This is a genomic window from Herbidospora sakaeratensis, assembly GCF_001570525.1.
Taxonomy (GTDB): Bacteria; Actinomycetota; Actinomycetes; order Streptosporangiales; family Streptosporangiaceae; genus Herbidospora; species Herbidospora sakaeratensis.
Genome location: NZ_BBXC01000016.1, coordinates 234,391 through 254,060 on the forward strand (window position 1 = coordinate 234,391; position 19,670 = coordinate 254,060).

Annotated in this window: 16 protein-coding genes; 10 read left to right on the forward strand and 6 right to left on the reverse strand. The window is 71.5% G+C overall.

Annotated elements, in window-relative coordinates; translation table 11 throughout:
- The first annotated feature begins 31 nt into the window (after window positions 1-31).
- A complete protein-coding gene (locus tag AW271_RS26835; RefSeq protein WP_245653211.1) occupies window positions 32-973 on the forward strand; it encodes a COX15/CtaA family protein in 942 nt (313 codons plus the stop codon).
- A gap of 6 nt (window positions 974-979) precedes the next feature.
- Entirely contained in the window at window positions 980-1,645 is a 666-nt protein-coding gene (locus AW271_RS26840; protein ID WP_062340375.1) for a SanA/YdcF family protein, read from the forward strand.
- A 117-nt stretch (window positions 1,646-1,762) separates the two neighbouring features.
- Here the strand turns inward: AW271_RS26840 and AW271_RS42955 are convergent, their stop codons facing one another.
- The 5 genes from AW271_RS42955 to AW271_RS26865 form a co-directional block, all read right to left on the reverse strand.
- A complete protein-coding gene (locus tag AW271_RS42955; protein ID WP_062340376.1) occupies window positions 1,763-2,896 on the reverse strand; it encodes a lytic polysaccharide monooxygenase in 1,134 nt (377 codons plus the stop codon).
- 174 nt (window positions 2,897-3,070) lie between these two features.
- Window positions 3,071-3,502: a cellulose binding domain-containing protein gene (locus AW271_RS26850; RefSeq protein WP_169806405.1), complete on the reverse strand. Its 432-nt coding sequence runs from the start codon at window positions 3,500-3,502 to the stop codon at window positions 3,071-3,073.
- 168 nt (window positions 3,503-3,670) lie between these two features.
- The gene (locus AW271_RS26855) at window positions 3,671-6,274 is read right to left on the reverse strand and encodes a M14 family zinc carboxypeptidase (protein WP_083977258.1); all 2,604 of its coding nucleotides are present in this window, start codon (window positions 6,272-6,274) and stop codon (window positions 3,671-3,673) included.
- Between the two features lie 98 nt (window positions 6,275-6,372).
- Complete coding sequence (locus AW271_RS26860; RefSeq protein ID WP_245653212.1) at window positions 6,373-7,467, reverse strand: PrsW family intramembrane metalloprotease; 1,095 nt, start codon at window positions 7,465-7,467, stop codon at window positions 6,373-6,375.
- Between the two features lie 102 nt (window positions 7,468-7,569).
- Window positions 7,570-8,493 (reverse strand): heme o synthase, encoded by a 924-nt coding sequence (locus tag AW271_RS26865; RefSeq protein ID WP_062340442.1) that lies wholly within the window; start codon window positions 8,491-8,493, stop codon window positions 7,570-7,572.
- A 257-nt stretch (window positions 8,494-8,750) separates the two neighbouring features.
- Here AW271_RS26865 and tkt point away from each other — a divergent pair, with 257 nt between their 5' ends.
- The 8 genes from tkt to AW271_RS26905 all read left to right on the forward strand — a co-directional run bounded on the left by tkt (window position 8,751) and on the right by AW271_RS26905 (window position 18,927).
- The gene (gene tkt / locus AW271_RS26870; protein ID WP_083977259.1) at window positions 8,751-10,853 is read left to right on the forward strand and encodes a transketolase; all 2,103 of its coding nucleotides are present in this window, start codon (window positions 8,751-8,753) and stop codon (window positions 10,851-10,853) included.
- A 2-nt stretch (window positions 10,854-10,855) separates the two neighbouring features.
- Window positions 10,856-11,962 carry a transaldolase gene (gene tal / locus AW271_RS26875; RefSeq protein ID WP_062340380.1) on the forward strand — a complete coding sequence of 369 codons (1,107 nt, stop codon included), beginning with the start codon at window positions 10,856-10,858 and terminating at the stop codon, window positions 11,960-11,962.
- A 3-nt stretch (window positions 11,963-11,965) separates the two neighbouring features.
- Entirely contained in the window at window positions 11,966-13,576 is a 1,611-nt protein-coding gene (locus tag AW271_RS26880; RefSeq protein ID WP_062340381.1) for a phosphoglucose isomerase-related protein, read from the forward strand.
- Between the two features lie 56 nt (window positions 13,577-13,632).
- A complete protein-coding gene (gene zwf, locus AW271_RS26885) occupies window positions 13,633-15,240 on the forward strand; it encodes a glucose-6-phosphate dehydrogenase (RefSeq protein ID WP_083977261.1) in 1,608 nt (535 codons plus the stop codon).
- Entirely contained in the window at window positions 15,237-16,142 is a 906-nt protein-coding gene (locus AW271_RS26890; protein WP_062340382.1) for a glucose-6-phosphate dehydrogenase assembly protein OpcA, read from the forward strand. Before zwf ends, AW271_RS26890 begins: the two co-directional genes overlap by 4 nt.
- 64 nt (window positions 16,143-16,206) lie before the next feature.
- Window positions 16,207-16,932: a 6-phosphogluconolactonase gene (gene pgl / locus AW271_RS26895; RefSeq protein ID WP_062340383.1), complete on the forward strand. Its 726-nt coding sequence runs from the start codon at window positions 16,207-16,209 to the stop codon at window positions 16,930-16,932.
- 164 nt (window positions 16,933-17,096) lie between these two features.
- Window positions 17,097-17,969, forward strand: coding sequence for a dioxygenase family protein (locus AW271_RS26900; protein WP_062340384.1), 873 nt, complete (start codon window positions 17,097-17,099; stop codon window positions 17,967-17,969).
- A 1-nt stretch (window position 17,970) separates the two neighbouring features.
- Window positions 17,971-18,927: a quinone oxidoreductase family protein gene (locus tag AW271_RS26905; RefSeq protein ID WP_062340385.1), complete on the forward strand. Its 957-nt coding sequence runs from the start codon at window positions 17,971-17,973 to the stop codon at window positions 18,925-18,927.
- Here AW271_RS26905 and AW271_RS26910 read toward each other — a convergent pair.
- On the reverse strand, window positions 18,914-19,666 hold the full coding sequence (locus AW271_RS26910) for a hypothetical protein (protein WP_062340386.1): 753 nt from the start codon (window positions 19,664-19,666) through the stop codon (window positions 18,914-18,916). The genes AW271_RS26905 and AW271_RS26910 overlap by 14 nt on opposite strands.
- Window positions 19,667-19,670 lie beyond the last annotated feature (4 nt).

Below are 19,670 nucleotides of genomic sequence, written 5' to 3' on the forward strand. Positions count from 1 at the left end.
ACCGGCCCCCACCGCACCTAGCATTGACGCCGTGAAGCGTCTCCTCTCCTCTATCTGGACACCCGCGGCCCGTGACATGCGGGCCTGGGCGCTGGCGGCGGTCGTGGTCAACGCGGGCATCACCGTGACGGGCGCGGCGGTGCGGCTCACGGGCTCGGGCCTCGGCTGCCCGACCTGGCCCCGGTGCACCGCCGACAGTTTCGTCCCGGTCCCCCATCCGGACCACTCGCCGATCAACACCGCGATCGAGTTCGGCAACCGCATGTTCAGCCTCCTTGTGCTGGCGGTCGCCATCGCGGTGTTCCTGGCCGCGTGGAGGCTGAGGCGGCGTTCGCTGATCCCGCTGGCGCTGGTGCAGCCGCTCGGCGTGGTCTTCCAGGCCCTCTGGGGCGGGCTGGTGGTGCGGACCGCCCTCAACCCGGTCACCGTGAGCGTGCACTTCCTGGTGTCGATCGGGATGATCGCGGCGGCGTACATGCTGTTCGCGCGGTCGGCCGAGGGCGACGGGCCCATCGTGCCGGTCGTCCATCCGTGGATCGTCACGCTGGGCCGGGTGCTGACCGGGGCCATGCTCGTGCTGCTGGTCGCGGGCGTCGTCACGACGGGCACCGGCCCCCACTCCGGCGACGAGCGGGCCAGCCGGTTCGACTTCGACATCGAGATCGTGGCCCGCGTCCACGCCGACGTCGTGTGGGTCGTCGTGGGGCTGACCTTCGCCCTGCTGTTCGCCCTCCACCTGACCAAGGCGCCCGAGCGGGCCAGGCGGGCCGCGCTGATCCTGTTCGGCGTGGAGATCGCGCAGGGGATCATCGGGTACGTCCAGTACTTCCTCGCGGTGCCCGCGCTGCTGGTCGGCTTCCACGTGCTGGGGGCGGCCCTCGTGTGGATCGCCACCCTCCACCTCGTGCACACGCTGCGGGAGCGCAGCGAGATCACCGAGTTCGCGAACCACGAGGCGGTCGCCCGCGTCTGACCCTTCGTGAAACGAGCCGTCTTCCGGGGCGCCGTCGCGGCCAGCCTGGCCGCCCTGGCCCCCATGACCTGGGCGTGGTTGTCGAGCGACGGCCACCGCATCGACACCAACGACCCCGGCTGGACCGCCGGGGTCCCGGCCGCGCCGGTCGCGCTGGTGCTGGGCGCCGGGGTGGTCGGCGACTGGCCGACCGCGATGTTGCGCGACCGCCTCGACATCGGCGCGGCGCTCTACCGGGCCGGGAAGGTCCGGGCGCTGCTGCTGTCGGGCACCAACCACGTCAAGGAGTACGACGAGCCCACGGTCATGCGCGACTACCTGCTGGCCAAGGGCGTCCCGGCCGGCGCCCTCGTGCTCGACTACGCGGGCCTGGACACCTGGGACTCCTGCGTCCGCGCCAAGAAGATCTTCGGCGCCTCGCAGGTGACCGTGGTCACCCAGACCTTCCACCTGCCCCGCGCGGTGACGTTGTGCCAGGAGGCCGGCCTGACCACCTTCGGCGTCGGCGACGACTCCCAGCGCAAGTACGCGCTGACCACCTACGTCTACGCCGCCCGCGAGTTCTTCGCGACCGGCAAGGCGTTCCTCGACTCGGTGGTGCTCAAGACCGACCCGAGGTTCCTGGGGCCCTACGAGACCTCGCTCGACACCGCGCTGGCGAAACGTTCATAGATCCGACCTGCGCGGACGTCACCGCGCGTGGCCGGGGAAGGGGGCCGCCGGTTACCATTCCCGGGACCTCGTGACCGCGGAAGCCCGCCACGCCCTGCCGTGGCGGGCTTCGCGCGTCTACCGGCAGGTGCCGGCCGTGACCGTCGGGGTGCCGCCGCCGCTGAAGTTCGACAAGAAGCCGATCACGATGGAGCCGCCCGGCGGGATCGTGGTGTTCCACGCCAACGCCCGGAACGTCAGCGTCGTGCCGCTCTGCGTGTAGGCGGCGTTCCAGGCCGAGGTGACCGTGGTGCCGAAGGCGACGGTCGCGGTGGCCGTCCACGAGGAGATCGGGGTCGAGCCGGTGTTGCGGATGGTCACGCTGCCCTGGAAGCCGCTGTTCCAGGCGCTCGCGATGCCGGCCGTCACGGTGCACTGGCCGGAGGGATTGGGCGTCGGGCTGGGGCTGACCGGCGGGCACGACGGCGCCGGGGTGGGCGCGCCGGGCTCACACCCGCCCGGGAACGACGGGCTGGGGCTGGGGCTCACCGGCGGGCACGAGGGTGCGGGAGTGGGCGCTCCCGGCTCGCATCCCCCGGGGAACGACGGGGTGGGCGAGGGGCTCGCGGTGCCGCCGAAGACCACGTCGGAGCAGCTGTAGAAGGTCTCGGCGCTGTCGCTGCGGGTCCAGACGGCGTAGATGACGTGCCGGCCGGTGCGGACCGGCAGGGTGGCGGTCCAGCGGTAGGCGCCGTTGTCGAGCGCGGGCTGCGGGTCGGCGGTGAAGAAGGGGGTGTCCTCCATCATCGACCAGGTCAGCGGCTGGGTCGGGTCGTAGCCCTGCTTGGTGACGTAGAGGCGGAACGCGCCGGGGTGGGGCACCCAGGCGCCGTAGACGAAGTTGTACCGCGCCCCCGAGGTCAGGTTGGTCGAGGGCCAGTCGGTGCGGGGCCGGTCGTAGGCGGCGTACTTGGGGTTGCCGCCGGAGCAGATCTGCCCGTCGGGGATGTAGCCACGGGTGCGGCCGGCGCCGTCGGAGCGCAGCACGCCGTACCAGTCGTAGAGGGGCTGGGTGCCCCCCTGGGCGACGGCGGCGGCGCAGGCGGCGTTCTTCGGGATGATCTGGCCGCCGGTCAGGCCGTCGACGTAACACGCGTAGGTGCGGCTGGCCGGATTGGTGGTGGCGCCGTGGGCCTGCGCCGACGGCGATGCGACGACCATCGCCACGAGTGCCGCCAAGGCGGCCACCACGGCGATCAGGGGTCGGGTCACGTTGCGGTCCTCTCGATCGGGGGCATGCGACGTACGCCCTCCGGAAAGACGGCCCACCCGGATGCAGGGGGCCCGATGACCTGCGTGACGATCCGGACGATGACACCGGCCCGGCCGGGCCGTCGAGGAGACGGCCCGGCGCACGGCGCTGACCTGGGAAGATCCCTGAACGTTTCAGCCGCAGTAGATGTCGGCGATGGTGGGCGTCTCCTTCGCGTCGCCCTTGAAGCCCGCCACCTCGGTCGCACCGGGCTTGAGCACCTTGTTCCACTTCTCGGCGTGGATCATCACCGAGGGCCCGCTCTGCATCCAGGTGCCGTTCCACGACTGGTTGATCTTCGCCTCCAGCGGGACGTTCCACTGGACGTACCAGTCGTTGATCGGCGCGGTGCCGGTGTTGGTGATCTTGGCCTCACCCTGGAAACCCCCAGGCCAGGTGGTGATCAGTGTCACCTCGGCGGTGCACTTGGCGGCCGCGACGGCGGGTGCGGGCGAGGGGTGGAAGTGGACCGCCTCGGCGGGCGCCCCCACGATCCGCCAGAGGACCAGGGCCGCCCCGGCGACCAGCACGAGAACGGCAAGGGCGGTGAGGGAGTTTCTCTTCAACGGGGGCCCTCCAGGCATGACGGATCGACGGTCGTCACGCGGGTTCGGGCCCGCCGGAATTGAAACACGGCCCCCGGCCGGAGCGCCAGGGGCCGTGTCCATGTCCACTTTGGGCAGATTCAGGACGCGAGCCACAGCCGGCCTTCGGCCGGCCGCGGCTCGCTTGGGTCACTTCACGTCCGCCGCGGAGGACGACCAGTAGAGCGCCTTGGCCACCTGGGCGAACAGGCCCTTGGGGTGGTTGCGGAACATCGGCTCGGTGCCGAACATGACCACCGCCGCGCCGCGTTCGTCCCGGCCGCTGACCACGGCCGCCTGGCCGCGGGCCGCGTCCTGGCCGCCCGTGCCGTTGGCGTTGGCCCGCCAGTGGCCGCTGACCAGCGGGCCGTCGGCCGCGTACGCCTGCTCGACGCGGACCTCCGGGCCGAGGCCGGTGAACCAGCGCGGCGAGTAGACGAACGAGCTCGCCGGGGCGTCGCCGCCGACCGGGCCGCCCGGCGAGGTCACCTTCACCACGCCGTTGGCGTCGCTGCGACCGGCGACCGGGGTCACGGTGAGCAGGCCGGCCGCGCCGTTGAAGGTCGCGCCGGTGCTGCCGCGGGTGACCACGCCGCCCGTCGTCAGGTAGGCGTCGAGCGCCGCCCTGGCCTCGGGGGTGAGCTGGGCGTAGCTGAGGCCGCTGGAGACGAAGAGCACGTCGGTGCCGCTCCAGTCGAACCCGGCGTTCAGCACGGCCGTCGACACCGGCGTGACCTGGAAGCCCAGCTCACGCAGGGTGAACAGCTCGTCGGCCGAGACGGCGGCGGCGATCCGGACCTGGCCGATCTTGGCGCCGGTGGTCGTGGACGCCTGGCCGAAGGACACCCCGTACTTGCGGGCGACCCCCTCGGCCTGGCGGCGGGCCGAGGCCGGGATCACGGCGGTCCCGTCGGCGGCCCAGGTGACCTGGACACCCTGCCCGAGCAGCTCGTTCAGGGCCTGGATCTCGCGGCCGTCGGTGACCCGCAGCGAGAGCGACCGGGACGTCCACGGCACCGAGCCGTCGAGGCCGGCCCGGTCGACCTGCTTCGTGTCGGCCTTGATCGAGGTGACGGAGTCGACCGTGGCGCCCCAGAGCAGGGCGTGGCTCCAGCCGGAGATGTCGTACATGGAGTCGACGCGCGGGGTGATGTCGGCGCCCGGCTCCAGCATCACGTTGGCGATGCCGCGCTTGGGCTGGTGCATGTCGACGACGTAGGAGCCCTCGGCGTACCGCTTGCCGCCGGCCGAGAACGCCTTCTTCGCCTTGTCCACCCGGACGTCGTTGGCGATCAGGTGGTCGACCAGGCGCGCGGCGGCCGTGGCCGAACGCTGCCCGTCGCCCGCCGGGATCACGTAGGCGCGCGGGAAGGTGGTGTTGTAGACGTCCTCGGGGCCGAAGCCCGGCACGATGTCCAGCGGCACCTGCTTGGAGGGCTCGCCGGCGGCGCCCCGGCGGAACACCTCGATCTGGTCGGCGATCAGCTGGTCGTGGCGCTCCTGCACGAAGGTGTACGTCGCCCGCATCACCGCCGCCGCGATGTTGGTGTTGATGGCCGAGCGCCGCCGCAGCTCCTCGACCGGGAGGTTGTTGTAGTCGGCGTTGTTGACCCGCATCGGGAACTCGATGGTGTGCGAGGCCACCGCGCCCTGGAAGGGGGCGTACTGCGGGGTGAAGATCGGGGGCCAGTCGTCCCAGCCCTCGGCGTCGTCGCGGAACGGGATGGTCGGCGGGTTCACGCCGTCCTTCTCGGGCGTGTAGCCGAGGCCGAGCACCGCCTGCTCCATGGCCAGGCCGTTGGCGTAGGTGTTCTTGATGAACACGTCGTACTCGTAGTTGGCGCCGTGGGGCGGGGTCGTCGGCTCGATGAGGGTGCCGTTGACGTAGCCGTGCAGGTCGATCATGGCGACCGGCTGGGTGTCGATCATGACCTGGCGCATCGCCTGGACCTCGGGCTGCGAGGCGGTGATGAAGTCGCGGTTCATGTCGAAGCCGGCGCCGTTGGCGCGGGTGTTGCCGAACCGGCCGTCGGGGTTGGCTGTGACGTTGAAGTAGAGCCGGGTGCGGTTCAGCAGGTCGACGATCTTCTTGTCGCTACTGGTCGCCAATTCCTCGATCACGCGCAGGGCGGCGTCGGTGCCCTCCCACTCGTTGCCGTGGATGTTGTTGTTGACGAAGACCGGCGCCTTGTACTTCCCGGGCAGCTTGCGGTCCTTGGCGGCCTTGGCGGCGTCGTTCTCGATCCGGTCGCGAATGGCGTCCTGCTCGCGGGCCTGCTGCTTGCTCTCGGGCGCGGTGACCGTCACGAGGTAGAGGTCGCGGCCCTGGTGGGACTGGGCGATGACCTCGACGCTGACGCGGTTGCTGCGGGCCTGGAGGGCGTTCAGCTTGCCGGCGATGGCGTGGTAGGGCGTCAGGCCCAGCTTGACGGAGGCGTCGGCCGGGTTCTCGGCGGGAACCGGCAGGCGGGTCTGGCGCGGGTAGCCGCGCTCCTTGTCCTTGAAGTCGCGGAAGAAGGGGAAGTGCTTGAGCCGCTCGGCGGCGGCTGCGGGGGTCGTGTCGCCCGCCGGGGCGCGTAACGTCGCGGCGGCCGGATCGGCGACGCCGGCGGCCTCCTCGTTGCGCTCGGGACCGTTGCCGAAGTCGCGGGTGGTCACCCCGGGCGGCGGGGTCGGCTCGGCGGAGGCCGAACCCGTCGGAGCGAGGAGCGTGGCCGCGACGGCGACGCTCAGGAGAGCGGTGGGGGCACGCAACAGAGAACCTCCGTGATCAGAGTGCGTGCCTCAATTCATAGTGATCATTCGTATGATTACGCAAGATTTGTGATGAAAGCTCTTGTGGCCGGAAGATTTCACGCCCAAGGTGGCGGCACGGCCACGCGCGGCGGCGGCACCGGGAACAGGCCCCGCGAGTGGGCCATCAGGTCGGCCAGCGACCGCTGGGTGACCAGGAAGTCGTCCTCGGAGACCCCTCCGCGCACCGCCCGCTCGTGGAGCAGCCCGAGCTCGGTCGCGGCCAGCTGGTAGTCGCTCATCGCCTGCTGCCCGCGCCGCCCGCCGTGCTGGCGGGCCCACTTGCGGGCCTCGCGCCGGTGCTTCAGCGACGAGAGCATGACGATGTCGGCGGCCGTGATCAGCCCGGTGCGCTCGTAGGGCGGCAGGTAGTGCTGGATCATGCCGACCACCCGCTTCCGGTCGCGCACGATGACCCACAGCTCCACGAAGAGCAGCGCCATCAGGATCAGGTAGGCCACGATCAGCCCGTTGAAGCCGGCGAAGGAGGCGAACCCGTTCCAGAGGCCGTGGAGGATCATCGCGCCGATCCAGCCGAAGACGACCATCCAGACGCCGCGCGCGCCCCGGTTCTGCGGCTGGGCGGCGTAGGCCACCGCGATCCCGATCAGCGAGGTGAACAGCGGGTGGGCGAGCGGCGAGAGCACCCCGCGCAGCACCACCGTGGCGGCCAGGCCCTCGGGGCCGTTCTCGGTCAGCGCCGCCAGGTAGTAGCTGACGTTCTCGGACATCGCGAAGCCCAGGCCCACCATGCTGGCGTAGATGATGCCGTCGGTCGGGCCGTCGAGCTCCTGCCGCCGGTAGCGCAGGAACCCGACCAGCACCAGGCCCTTCATCGACTCCTCGACGAGCGGGGCGCCGAAGGTGGCGACGTAGTTGCGGGCCCCCTCGGGGTCGCCCAGCGCGTTCTCGACGTAAATCAGGTTGAGCGAGTTGAGCAGGCCGGCGAACAGCACCGCGATGCCCGCGCCCCACATGAAGGCGAAGATCAGGTTGCTGCGCGGCTCGGGCTCCATGCGGTCGAGCGCCAGGACCCCCGCCAGCAGCAGCGGAACGGGCGCGATCGCCGCCGCCAGCGCGATGAAGAACTCGACCGGGTCTCCGTTGAGGATGTCAAAGGAGAACGACACGGTCGCGCAGATGCCCGCCACCACGAGCCCGATGATGAGCCCGAAGGACGGGCGCCCCCTCAACACCGATCGTGGATCACGGCTCGCCATTCCGTGAGCGTAACGGAACCTCGACGCGCTGTCCGCTCAGGCGATCAGGGAGTCGATCGCCACGGCCAGGAACAGCAGCGCCAGGTAGATGTTCGACCAGTGGAAGAACCGCATCGGGCGCAGGTCGACGCCGGTCTTGCCCGCCTTCAGGCGGTGGCGCAGGGCGTACACCTCGAACAGGCAGGCGGCGCCCAGCACGGCCGCGACGGCCGGGTAGAACAGGGAGGTCCCGGCCACCGGCCAGAGCAGCAGCGAGCAGACCACGGTCGCCCACGTGTACCAGATGACCTGCTTCACGACCGTGGCCTCGGAGGCCACCGTGGGGAGCATCGGCACCTTGGCGGCGGCGTAGTCCTCGCGGTAGCGCATCGCCAGGGTCCAGGTGTGCGGCGGCGTCCAGAAGAACACCACGCCGAACAGCACGACCGGCGCCCACGACATGCCGCCGGTGATGCCGGCCCAGCCGATCAGCACGGGCATGCACCCGGCGATGCCGCCCCAGACGATGTTCTGCGACGTGCGCCGCTTCAGGAACATCGAATAGACCAGGACGTAGAAGAGGATCGCCCCCAAGGACAGGGCGGCGGCCAGCCAGTTGACGGTCAGGCCGAGGCCCAGCGTGGAAGCCGCGCCCAAAATCACGCCAAAAGTGAGCGCGCCCCTCGGGGACACCGTGTGGCGGGCCAGCGGACGGCGCCGCGTGCGGCGCATCACCTCGTCGATGTCGCGGTCGATGTAGCAGTTCAGCGCGTTGGCGCTGCCCGCCGACAGGGTGCCGAACACCATGGTGTTGATCGCCAGCCACAGATCGGGAAGGCCCTTGGCGGCGAGGAACATGACCGGCAGCGTGGTGATCAGGAGCAGCTCGATGATCCGCGGCTTGGTCAGCGCCACATAGGCCCGGATGACCTCGCCGGCGCCGCGGCGAACCGCGGCGGGGGCCATCGCTTCGTTCTTCATGAGCACCGTCAAGGCGCTTCCAGCACGTGCGGGGTCAACGCGTAACCTCGGGATTAGAGCGGGATCTCCGGGCAGCAGCCGGAACTAGGGAAATCACTGTAGTGGGACGGGCCCGTGGTCCCTGAATCGGGGCTGCTCACCCACCTGCCGTCTCACGGACGGCGGCCTACCGGACGGTACCGGTCGCCACCCGTTAGGGTCCCGTGTGGGCGGGAACGCCCGAACGCGCGAAAGAAAGACTAGAGGGGATCGAGCGAGTGAGCAGTGCTGGTCTTGAGTGGAGCGACCTCGATCGACAGGCCGTCGACGTGGTGCGCGCCCTGGCGATGGACGCTGTTGAGAAGGCGGGCTCGGGACACCCCGGAACGGCGATGAGCCTGGCGCCAGCCGCATACCTGCTGTTCCAGAAGACGATGCGACACGACCCTACCGATTCCCACTGGGTGGGTCGTGACCGATTTGTACTTTCCTGTGGCCATTCCAGCCTTACCCTTTACATTCAGCTCTATCTGTCCGGTTACGGCTTGAGCCTCGAGGACATCAAGGCCCTGCGCACCTGGGACAGCCTGACCCCCGGTCACCCCGAGCACGGCCACACGCTCGGCGTCGAGACCACCACCGGCCCGCTGGGCCAGGGCATCGGCAACGCCGTCGGCATGGCCATGGCCGCCCGCCGCGAGCGCGGCCTCTACGACCCCGACGCCGCCCCCGGCACCTCGCCCTTCGACCACCACATCTGGTGCGTGGCCTCCGAGGGCGACATCGAAGAGGGCATCAGCCACGAGGTCAGCGCCCTGGCCGGCCACCAGCGCCTGGGCAACCTGACCGTGGTCTTCGACTCCAACCACATCTCGATCGAGGACGACACCCAGATCGCCCTCTCCGAGGACGTGGTGGCCCGCTACCGGGCCTACGGCTGGCACACCCAGACCGTCGACTGGACCCAGACCGGCGACTACGTCGAGGACGTCGCCGCCCTCCACGCCGCTCTGGAGGCCGCGCGCGCCGAGACCGACCGGCCGTCGTTCATCCGGCTGCGCACGATCATCGGCTGGCCGGCACCCAACAAGCAGAACACCGGCAAGATCCACGGCTCGGCGCTGGGCGCCGACGAGATCGCCGCCACCAAGAAGATCCTCGGCCTGGACCCGAACGAGTCGTTCGTCGTGCCGGAGGCCGTGCTGGAGCACGCCCGCGGCGTCGTCGCGCGCGGCCGGGCCGCCCACGCCGAATGGGACAAGGGCTACCAGGAGTGGCGCGCCGCCCACCCCGAGCGGGCCGCCCTGCTCGACCGGCTGAGCGCCAAGGAGTTGCCCATCGGCTGGACCGAGGCGCTGCCGACCTTCGAGGCCGGCGGCTCGATGGCCACCCGCAAGGCGTCGGGCGAGGTGCTGAGCGCCCTGGCCCCGGTGCTGCCCGAGTTGTGGGGCGGCTCGGCCGACCTGGCCGAGTCGAACAACACCACCATGAAGGGCGAGCCGTCGTTCATCCCCGAGGAGTTCCAGACCAAGGAGTTCCCCGGCGGGCCCTACGGCCGCACCCTCCACTTCGGCATCCGCGAGCACGGCATGGGCTCCATCCTCAACGGCATCGCCCTGCACGGCGGCACCCGCCCCTACGGCGGCACCTTCCTGGTCTTCAGCGACTACATGCGCCCCGCGGTGCGCCTGGCCGCGCTGATGAAGCTGCCGGTCACCTACGTCTGGACGCACGACTCCATCGGCCTCGGCGAAGACGGCCCGACCCACCAGCCGGTCGAGCACCTGTGGGCGCTGCGCGCGATCCCGGGCCTCGACGTCGTCCGCCCGGCCGACGCCAACGAGACCGCCGCCGTCTGGCGCATCATCATGGAGCACAACGACCGCCCCGCCGCGCTGGCGCTGACCCGGCAGAACCTGCCGGTCTACGCCGGCACCGCCGACGCGAGCAAGGTCGCCAAGGGCGGCTACGTGCTTGAAGACGCCTCCGACGGGCAGCCGAAGGTGGTCATCATCGGCACCGGCTCGGAGGTCGAGATCGCTCTCGGCGCCCGTAAGAGCCTCGAGGAGCAGGGCATCCCGACGCGCGTCGTCTCGATGCCGTGCGTCGAGTGGTTCCACGCGCAGGACGCCGCCTACCGGCAGGAGGTCCTGCCACCGAATGTTCACGCGAGGGTCGCCGTGGAGGCGGGAATCGCGCTGGGCTGGCGTGAGTTCGTAGGAGACGATGGCGTCGTGGTGAGCCTGGAGCACTTCGGCGCCTCGGCCCCCTACAGAACCCTCTACGAGCAGTTCGGCCTCACGGCCGAGCGCGTGGCCGCGGCGGCGAAGGCCTCGCTCGCCAAGACCGGCGCCGACAAGGGCGAGACGACGGGAAACTGAACATGAGTGAGAACCTCTCCAAGCTGACCAAATTCGGCGTGTCCATTTGGCTCGACGACATCAGCCGCGAGCGTCTGCGCACCGGCAACCTCGCGGCCCTGATCCGCGAGAAGAACGTCACCGGTGTCACGTCCAACCCGACGATCTTCGCGTCCGCGCTGAGCAAGGGCGACGCCTACGACACCCAGCTCCACGACCTGGCGGTCCGCAAGGTCTCGGTCGACGAGGCCGTGCGCGCGATCACCACGTTCGACATCCGCTGGGCCGCCGACGTGCTGCGCCCGGTCTTCGACGCCACCTCCGGCGTCGACGGCCGCGTGTCCATCGAGGTCGACCCCCGCCTGGCCCGCGAGACCGAGGCGACCATCGCCGAGGCCCGCGCCCTGTGGTGGCTGGTCGACCGCGAGAACCTGTTCATCAAGATCCCTGCGACCGTCGAGGGCCTGCCCGCGATCACCGCGGCCATCGCCGAGGGCATCAGCGTCAACGTCACGCTGATCTTCTCCCTCGAGCGCTACCGCGCGGTCATGGACGCCTGGCTCGACGGCCTGGAGCAGGCCAAGGCCAAGGGCCTCGACCTGTCGAAGATCGAGTCGGTGGCGTCGTTCTTCGTCAGCCGCGTCGACTCCGAGATCGACGCCCGCCTCGACAAGATCGGCACCCCCGAGGCGCTGGAGCTCAAGGGCAAGGCCGCCGTCGCCAACGCGCGCCTGGCGTACGCCGCCTTCGAGGAGATCGTGAACACCCCGCGCTGGCAGGAGCTGCGCGCGGCCGGGGCGCGTCCCCAGCGCCCGCTGTGGGCCTCCACGGGCACCAAGAACCCCGACTACCCCGACACCCTCTACGTCGACGAGCTCGTCACCGCCGGCACCGTCAACACGATGCCGGAGAAGACGCTGAACGCCGTGGCCGACCACGGGCGTATCTCGGGCGACACGATCCGTCCGTTCTACGAGGCCGCCTGGAACGCCATGGCCGCCCTGAAGAGCATCGGCATCGACTACGACGACGTCGTGAAGGCGCTGGAGGACGAAGGCGTCGACAAGTTCGCCGTCTCGTGGAACGAACTGCTGGAGACCGTCACCACCGAGCTGGGGAAGGCCCGATAACTCATGGCGGTAGAGGTGACCCTGGGTCCCGTGGCTGACGCCGCGGCGGCCGTCAAGGAGAAGCTGGTCGCCGAGGGCGTGCCGGCCGCGCTCGCGGCGGGCGACTCGACCCTCTGGGGGCCCGAGGCGCAGACCGAGGCGGCGATCCGGCTCGGCTGGCTGACCCTGCCCACGACCAGCCGGGAGCTGCTGCCCGAGCTGACCAAGCTGGTGGAGCGGGTGCGGGCCGAAGGGCTCGACCACGTCGTGCTGGCCGGCATGGGCGGCTCGTCGCTGGCGCCGGAGGTCATCTGCGCGACCGAGGACGTGCCGCTGACCGTGCTCGACACCACCGACCCCGGCCAGGTGCTGCGCGCCCTGGGCGACCGGCTGGAGAACACGGTCGTGGTGGTCGCGTCGAAGAGCGGCGGCACCGTCGAGACCGACAGCCACCGCCGGATCTACGAGAAGGCCTTCCGCGACGCCGGCATCGACCCGGCCGACCGGATCGTCGTCGTCACCGACCCGGGTTCACCTCTCGAGAAGTCCGCGACCGAGGCGGGTTACCAGGTCTTCCTGGCCGACCCGAACGTCGGCGGGCGCTACAGCGCGCTCAGCGCGTTCGGCCTGGTGCCGAGCGCGCTGGCCGGCGCCGACGTCGCCCGGCTGCTCGACGACGCCGCCGAGATCGCCCCGCTGCTGGGTCAGAACGAGGGCAACCCGGGTCTCGACCTGGGCGCCCTGCTGGGGGCCCAGGCGCTGGGCGGGCGCGACAAGCTCATCCTGCGCGACGCGCTGACCGACATCGCCGGGCTGCCCGACTGGATCGAGCAGCTCATCGCCGAGTCGACCGGCAAGTCGGGCAAGGGCATCCTGCCCGTCGTCGGCGCCGACTCGGCCGAGGGCCACGACCAGTTCGCGGTCGACATCGGCCCCGAGGGCGACGTCCACGTCGACGGCCCGCTGGGCGCGCAGTTCCTGGTCTGGGAGTACGCCACCGCGATCGCCGGCCGGGTGCTCGAGATCGACCCCTTCAACCAGCCCAACGTGGCCGAGTCGAAGGAGAACACCGGCAAGATCCTCGCGTCCGCCCCGCAGATCGGCGCCCCGGCGCTGGTCGACGGCCCGGTCGAGGTCTACGGCGAGGTCGGCGACTCCCGCAACCTGGCCGACGTGCTGACCCTGCTGCTGCGGGAGGTCCCCTCCGACGGCTACCTGGCGATCATGGCCTACCTCGACCGCGAGGCCGCCTTCGACGCCGCGGTGCTCGGCGGGGCCGACTTCGAGCAGACCACCGAGGCGTGGGCCAGGGCCGACGTCGCGACGCTGCGCAACCTGCTCGACTACCGCACCGAGCGGGCCGTCACCTTCGGGTGGGGCCCCCGGTTCCTGCACTCGACCGGCCAATACCACAAGGGCGGCCCGCAGGTCGGGGTGTTCCTGCAGATCACCGGCGCCAACGGCGACGACGTGGAGGTGCCGGGCAAGCCTTACGGCCTGGCCGAGCTCCAGCTCGCGCAGGCGCTGGGCGACCTCGGGGCGCTCCAGTCGCGGGGCCGTCCGACCGTGCGGCTCCACCTCACCGACCGGCGGGCGGGCGTCGCCCACCTGCTGGCGGTGGCCGAGGAGCTCTGACCCGATGAGAGCGCATGAGATCAAAACGGAGCCGTCGTACGGGAGGGCGCCGAATCATGTCTGAGAACGAGCCCGCCGCGCTCGCGGAGGAGACGCAGGTCGCCACCGCGGCCGTCGCGGCGGTGGCGACCAACGAGGAGACGATCGCCGCCAACCCGCTGCGCGACCCCAGAGACAAGCGGCTGCCCCGCGTGGCGGGGCCGTGTGTCCTGGTGCTGTTCGGCGTGACCGGCGACCTGGCCAAGCGCAAGCTGCTGCCGGCGATCTACGACCTGGGCAACCGCGGCCTGCTGCCGCCGGGCTTCTCCCTGGTCGGCTTCGCCCGCCGCGACTGGGCGCACGAGGACTTCGCCAACGTCACCTACGAGGCCGTCAAGGAGCACGCCCGGACCCCGTTCCGTGAGGAGGTCTGGAAGCAGATCTCCGAGGGCATCCACTTCTGCCCCGGCGAGTTCCACGACGACGGCGCGTTCGACTGCCTGTCGATGATGCTGAAGGAGATCGACGAGACCCGGGGCACGGGCGGCAACTACGCCTTCTACCTGTCGGTCCCGCCGAAGTTCTTCCCGACGGTCGTCGAGCAGCTCAAGCGCACCGGCCTGGCGCAGCACCCCGACGGGTCGTGGCGCCGCGTGGTGATCGAGAAGCCGTTCGGCCACGACCTGGCCAGCGCGCAGGACCTCAACCGCATCACCAGCGCGGTCTTCCCGGAGAGCTCGGTCTTCCGGATCGACCACTACCTGGGCAAGGAGACGGTCCAGAACATCCTGGCCCTGCGCTTCGCCAACAACCTCTACGAGCCCATCTGGAACCGCAGCTTCGTCGACCACGTGCAGATCACGATGGCGGAAGACATCGGCATCGGTTCGCGGGCGGGCTACTACGACGGCATCGGCGCGGCCCGCGACGTCATCCAGAACCACCTGCTCCAGCTCCTGGCGCTGGTCGCGATGGAGGACCCGACGTCCTTCGACGCCAACTCGCTGCGCCGCGAGAAGGAGAAGGTCCTCAAGGCGGTCAGGCTGCCCGACGACCTGGCGACCGGCGCGATCCGGGGGCAGTACACCGCGGGCTGGCAGGGGGGTGACAAGGTCATCGGCTACCTCGAGGAAGACGGCATCCCGAAGGACTCGCTGACCGACACCTACGCCGCCATCAAGCTCGAGGTGGCCAACCGCCGCTGGGCCGGGGTGCCGTTCTACCTGCGCGCGGGCAAGCGCCTGGGCCGCCGGGTGACCGAGGTCGCCGTGGTGTTCCAGCGGGCGCCGCACCTGCCGTTCAGCAAGGACGACACCGAGATCCTGGGCCAGAACGCCCTGGTGATCCGCGTCCAGCCCGACGAGGGCATCACGGTGCGGTTCGGCTCGAAGGTGCCCGGCACGGCCATGGAGGTCCGCGACGTGTCCATGGACTTCGCCTACGGCGAGTCGTTCATGGAGAGCAGCCCCGAGGCATACGAGCGGCTGCTGCTGGACGTCCTGATCGGCGACCCACCGTTGTTCCCGCACCAGCGGGAGGTGGAGCTGTCCTGGCAGATCCTCGACCCGATCGAGGAGTACTGGGCCACCCACGGCCGCCCCGAGGGCTACCCGGCCGGCACGTGGGGCCCCGCGGGCGCCGACGAGATGCTCGCCCGCGACGGACGTGTCTGGAGGCGGCTGTGACCAGTTTCAACCTGACCGCGACCACCGCCTCGAAGATCAGCTCGGCGCTGACCAAGCTCCGCCACCAGATGGGCGCCCCCGCCGTCGGCATGGTGCTCACGCTCGTGGTGGTCTCCGACGAGGCCGGCCAGTACGACGCGGTGCGCGCCGCCACCGACGCGGCGCGCGAGCACCCGTCGCGGATCCTCGTGGTGATCCGGCGCGACGCCCGGGAGAACGACCGGCTCGACGCGGAACTGCGCGTCGGCGAGTCGTCGCCCGGCGAGGTCGTCATCCTGCGTCTCTACGGCGAGCTGACCAGGCACGCCGACTCGGTGCTCAGCCCGCTGCTGCTGACCGACACCCCGGTGGTGGTCTGGTGGCCGGCCGACGGGCCGTCCGCCCCGGCGAAGGACCCGATCGGGCACCTCGCCACCCGGCGGATCGTCGACGCCCGGACCGCCCACGACGGCGCGAAGGTCATCCGGTCGCGCTGGGAGGGGTACGTCCCGGGCGACACCGACCTGGCCTGGACGCGTCTGACGCCGTGGCGTTCGCTTCTGGCGGCGGCGTTCGACCTCCCGGCCGGACCGGTCACCGGCGGCATCGTCGAGGCGACGGCCGGGCACCCCAGCGCCTGCCTGCTGGCGTCGTGGTTGTCCGACAAGCTCGGCACCGACATCGCCGTGGGCGAGTCGGAGGGCCCGGGCCTGACCGCCGTGCGGCTGACGCTGGCCGACGGCGGCGAACTCTCGCTGATCCGCGGCGACGCGCGGCTGGCGACCCTGTCGCGGCCGGGGCAGCCCGACCGCAACGTCGCGCTGGCCCGCCGCACCGAGTCGGAGCTGCTGTCCGAGGAGCTGCGCCGGCTCGACCCCGACGAGATCTACGCGGGCGCGCTGAAGCACCTCGCCGGACAGTGAGATCATCGACCGCCCGTCTCCCCTTCCGGGAGACGGGCGGTTTCTCTTTTATCGGAGGTACGTCATGACCGCAGTCCCCTTCGTCGTGGTCCACCGTGACCCGGGCGTGCTGGCCCAGGCCGTGGCGGCCCGGCTGATCACGAGGCTGACCGACGTGCAGGCCGAACGGGGGACGGCGTCGGTCGTGCTGACCGGCGGGACGCTCGGCATCGCCTCCCTGGCCGCCGTGGCCGCCTCCCCGGCCCGCGACGCGGTCGACTGGCGGGCCGTGGACGTCTGGTGGGGCGACGAGCGGTTCGTCCCGGCCGACTCCCCCGACCGCAACGAGAAGCAGGCCCGCGAGGCCCTGCTCGACGTGCTCGACCTCGACCCGGAGCGGGTCCACCCGATGCCCGCCGCCGACGCGGGCCTGACGGCCGAGGAGGCCGCCGACCGGTACGCCGCCGACCTGGGCTCCGGGGTGGCCTTCGACGTGCTGATGCTGGGCATGGGCCCCGACTCCCACGTGGCCTCGTTGTTCCCCGGGCACCCGGCCCTCCACGTGGCCGACCGCCTGGCCGTGGCCGTGCACGACTCCCCCAAGCCGCCGCCCACGCGGGTGTCGCTGACCTTCCCCGCCATCCAGGCGGCGCGCGAGGTGTGGGTGATCGCGTCGGGCGTGGAGAAGGCGGCCGCCGTGCGGGTCGGCCTGACGTGCGACCAGCTGTCGGCCCCGGCGGCGGGCGCGCGCGGCCAGGAGAGGACGCTGTTCCTGATCGACCGGGCGGCCTCGGCCGAGATCCCGGGGTAAAGCCGGGATTTGCCGACGCGCTGCCGCCGCTTGGCCGGGCCCCGGGCCCGGCCTTGCGGGCGGGCGGCCCGCCCCGGCGCCCGCTGCCCCGGTGTTGTCCCGTCTTTACCGGGGCCGCCCGGCGGCCCCGAACCCCTTGGTGACCTGCGGATAGTGTCGAAAACATGTCCATCGACCTGTCTGAGGACACGATCACCAAAGAGGTGCAGAGCACGTTCGACGGCTGCCCCGACCAGCGCACCCGCGAGTTGTTCGTCGAGCTGGTCCGGCACCTCCACGACTTCGCCCGCGAGACGCGGCTCACCGGTGACGAGTGGTTCACCGCGATGGACTTCCTGGCCCGCGTCGGCACGATCACCACGCCCACCCGCCAGGAGTTCGTCCTGCTCTCCGACATCCTCGGGCTGAGCGTCCTGGTCGACCTGATCAACGAGCACCACGGGCCGCACGCCACCGACAGCACCCTGCTCGGCCCCTTCTTCGTCGAAGGACGGCCGGCGGCGGCCAACGGCGCCGACATCTCCGGCGGGGTGCCGGGCACGCCGATGTTCGTCACCGGCCGGGTCGTCGGGCCCGGCGGCGAGCCCGTCGCGGGCGCGCGGGTGGACACCTGGCACAGCGACGGCGACGGGCACTACGACGTCCAGCAGCAGGAGAAGCTGCACGGCCGGCCGGCCATGCGGGCGCTGCTGACCACCGGTGACGACGGCCGGTTCTGGTACCGGTCGATCGCGCCGCGGTTCTACCCGGTGCCGGTCGACGGGCCGTGCGGGGAGATCATGCGGGCCGCCGACCGGTCGCCGATGCGGCCCGAGCACCTGCACTTCCGGCTGCACGCCGACGGCTACCAGCCGTTGATCACCATGCTGTTCCGGCGCGACGACGACCACCTCGACCACGACGCCGTCTTCGCGGTGAAGCGGTCGCTGGTCGCCGACTTCGTCCGGCACGGGCCCGGCACCGCGCCCGACGGCACCGAGGTCGGCGAGCCGTTCCAGACCGTCGACTGGACCTTCACGCTCAGCAGGAGGCCGTGACATGCGCGCCCTGCGGTTCACCCGCTACGGTTCGCCCGCCGACGTCCTGGAGGTCGTCGACGTCACCGAGCCCGAGCTGGGCGGCGGCGACGCCCTCGTCTCGATCAGGGCCGCCTCGGTCACCCCGTCGGACCTGAAGACCGTCTCCGGCTACATCCCGGGCACCTCGTTGCCGCGGGTGCCCGGCCGCGACTTCGCCGGGGTGGTCGTCGGCGGGCCGCACGACTGGATCGGCGCGGAGGTGTGGGGCACCGGCGGCGACCTGGGCTACACGCGCGACGGGTCGCACGCCGAACTCGTCGTGGTGCCCGTCTCGGCGCTGATCCGCAAGCCCGACCGGCTCACCTTCGCCGAGGCGTCGGTCATCGGGGTCAACTTCGTCGTCGGCTGGCTCGGCGCGGTCGAGACCGCCCAGCTGGAGAAGGGCGAGACGATCGCGATCTTCGGCGTCGACGGCGGCGTCGGCTCGGCGGTGGCGCAGATCGGCCGCGTCCGGGGCGCGCGGGTCATCGGCATCGCCCGCAAACCGCCGCTCGACGACGCGGCGCTCGACCACTTCGTGCTGCTGCACGACGACGTCGCCGGCGAGGTGCGGCGGCTCACCAGGGGCGCGGGGGCCGACGTCGTGTACGACGCCGTCGGCGGCGTCACCACCCCGTCGGCGCTGGCCTGCCTGGCCCACAAGGGCCGGCTCGTCGTCATCGGCTCGACCGGGAGGCGGAGGGTCGAGATCGACCTGCCCGACTTCTACCACCGGGAGGTGCGCATGCTGGGCGTGGACAGCCGGCGGCTCTGCGCCATGCAGTGCGGCAAACGGCTCGCCCTGGTGGCGTCCTACCTGGAGTCGGGCGACTTCCGGCCGCCGCCCATCGCGTTCACCTTCGGCCTGGAACTGGCCGGGGACGCCTACGAGGCGGTCGCCAAGCGGCCTCCCGGCCGTGTGGTCATCTGCCCGTAGTGGCGCGCCGCAGCGCGCCCTCGGCGTCGGCGAGCGCCTGCCGGGCCTTCGCCTCCTCCTTCCTGACCACGTCGTAGCGCTGCCCGGCCGCCGTCGCGCGCCTGCGCGCCTCGGTCAGGGCGCTTTCGGCCTCGGCGACGCCGTCGAGGGCCGCGTCGCGCTCCGCGATGGCCGGTCCCAGCTGGCCGGCCCATTCGGCGTGGCGTTCCCCGGCCGCCGCCACCGCCGCCTCGGCCGCCGCCCGGACCGACGGGTCGGGGGCGGCGGGCTTGCGGCGTGCCGAGGAGGAGGGCGGGACCGCGGTGGGCACGAAGCCGCTGTAGCTCAGGGCCCCCGCCAGCCGCCCCGAGCGGACCTGGGCGGCCGCGTCGGCGTCGACGACGGCGGCGTCGAGGGTCTGCTCCAGCTCGGCCGGCGAGGTCAGCCGGCCGGACGCGATCTTCAGCACCAGGCGGGAGACCGCGGCCACGGCGGCCGAGCGGCGGGGGCCGAGCGCGGCCAGGGCGTCGCCGTCGCCGGAGGCCCAGGCGGCCCGCATCTCCTCCCCCACGGCCAGCAGTTCCCCGATCTCGGCGGGGTGGGAGCGCACCACCTGGTTGACCGCCCACGCCAGCACGGTGGGTTTGCGCAGCTTCCCGAGCTCCTTGTCGCCGGTCTCCTTGACGAGCCGGTTCCGTGCGGCGGTGAACTCCGCCGGGGGCAGGGCGTAAAGCTGGTCGGCAGCCTCTTCACGGTTCACGGAG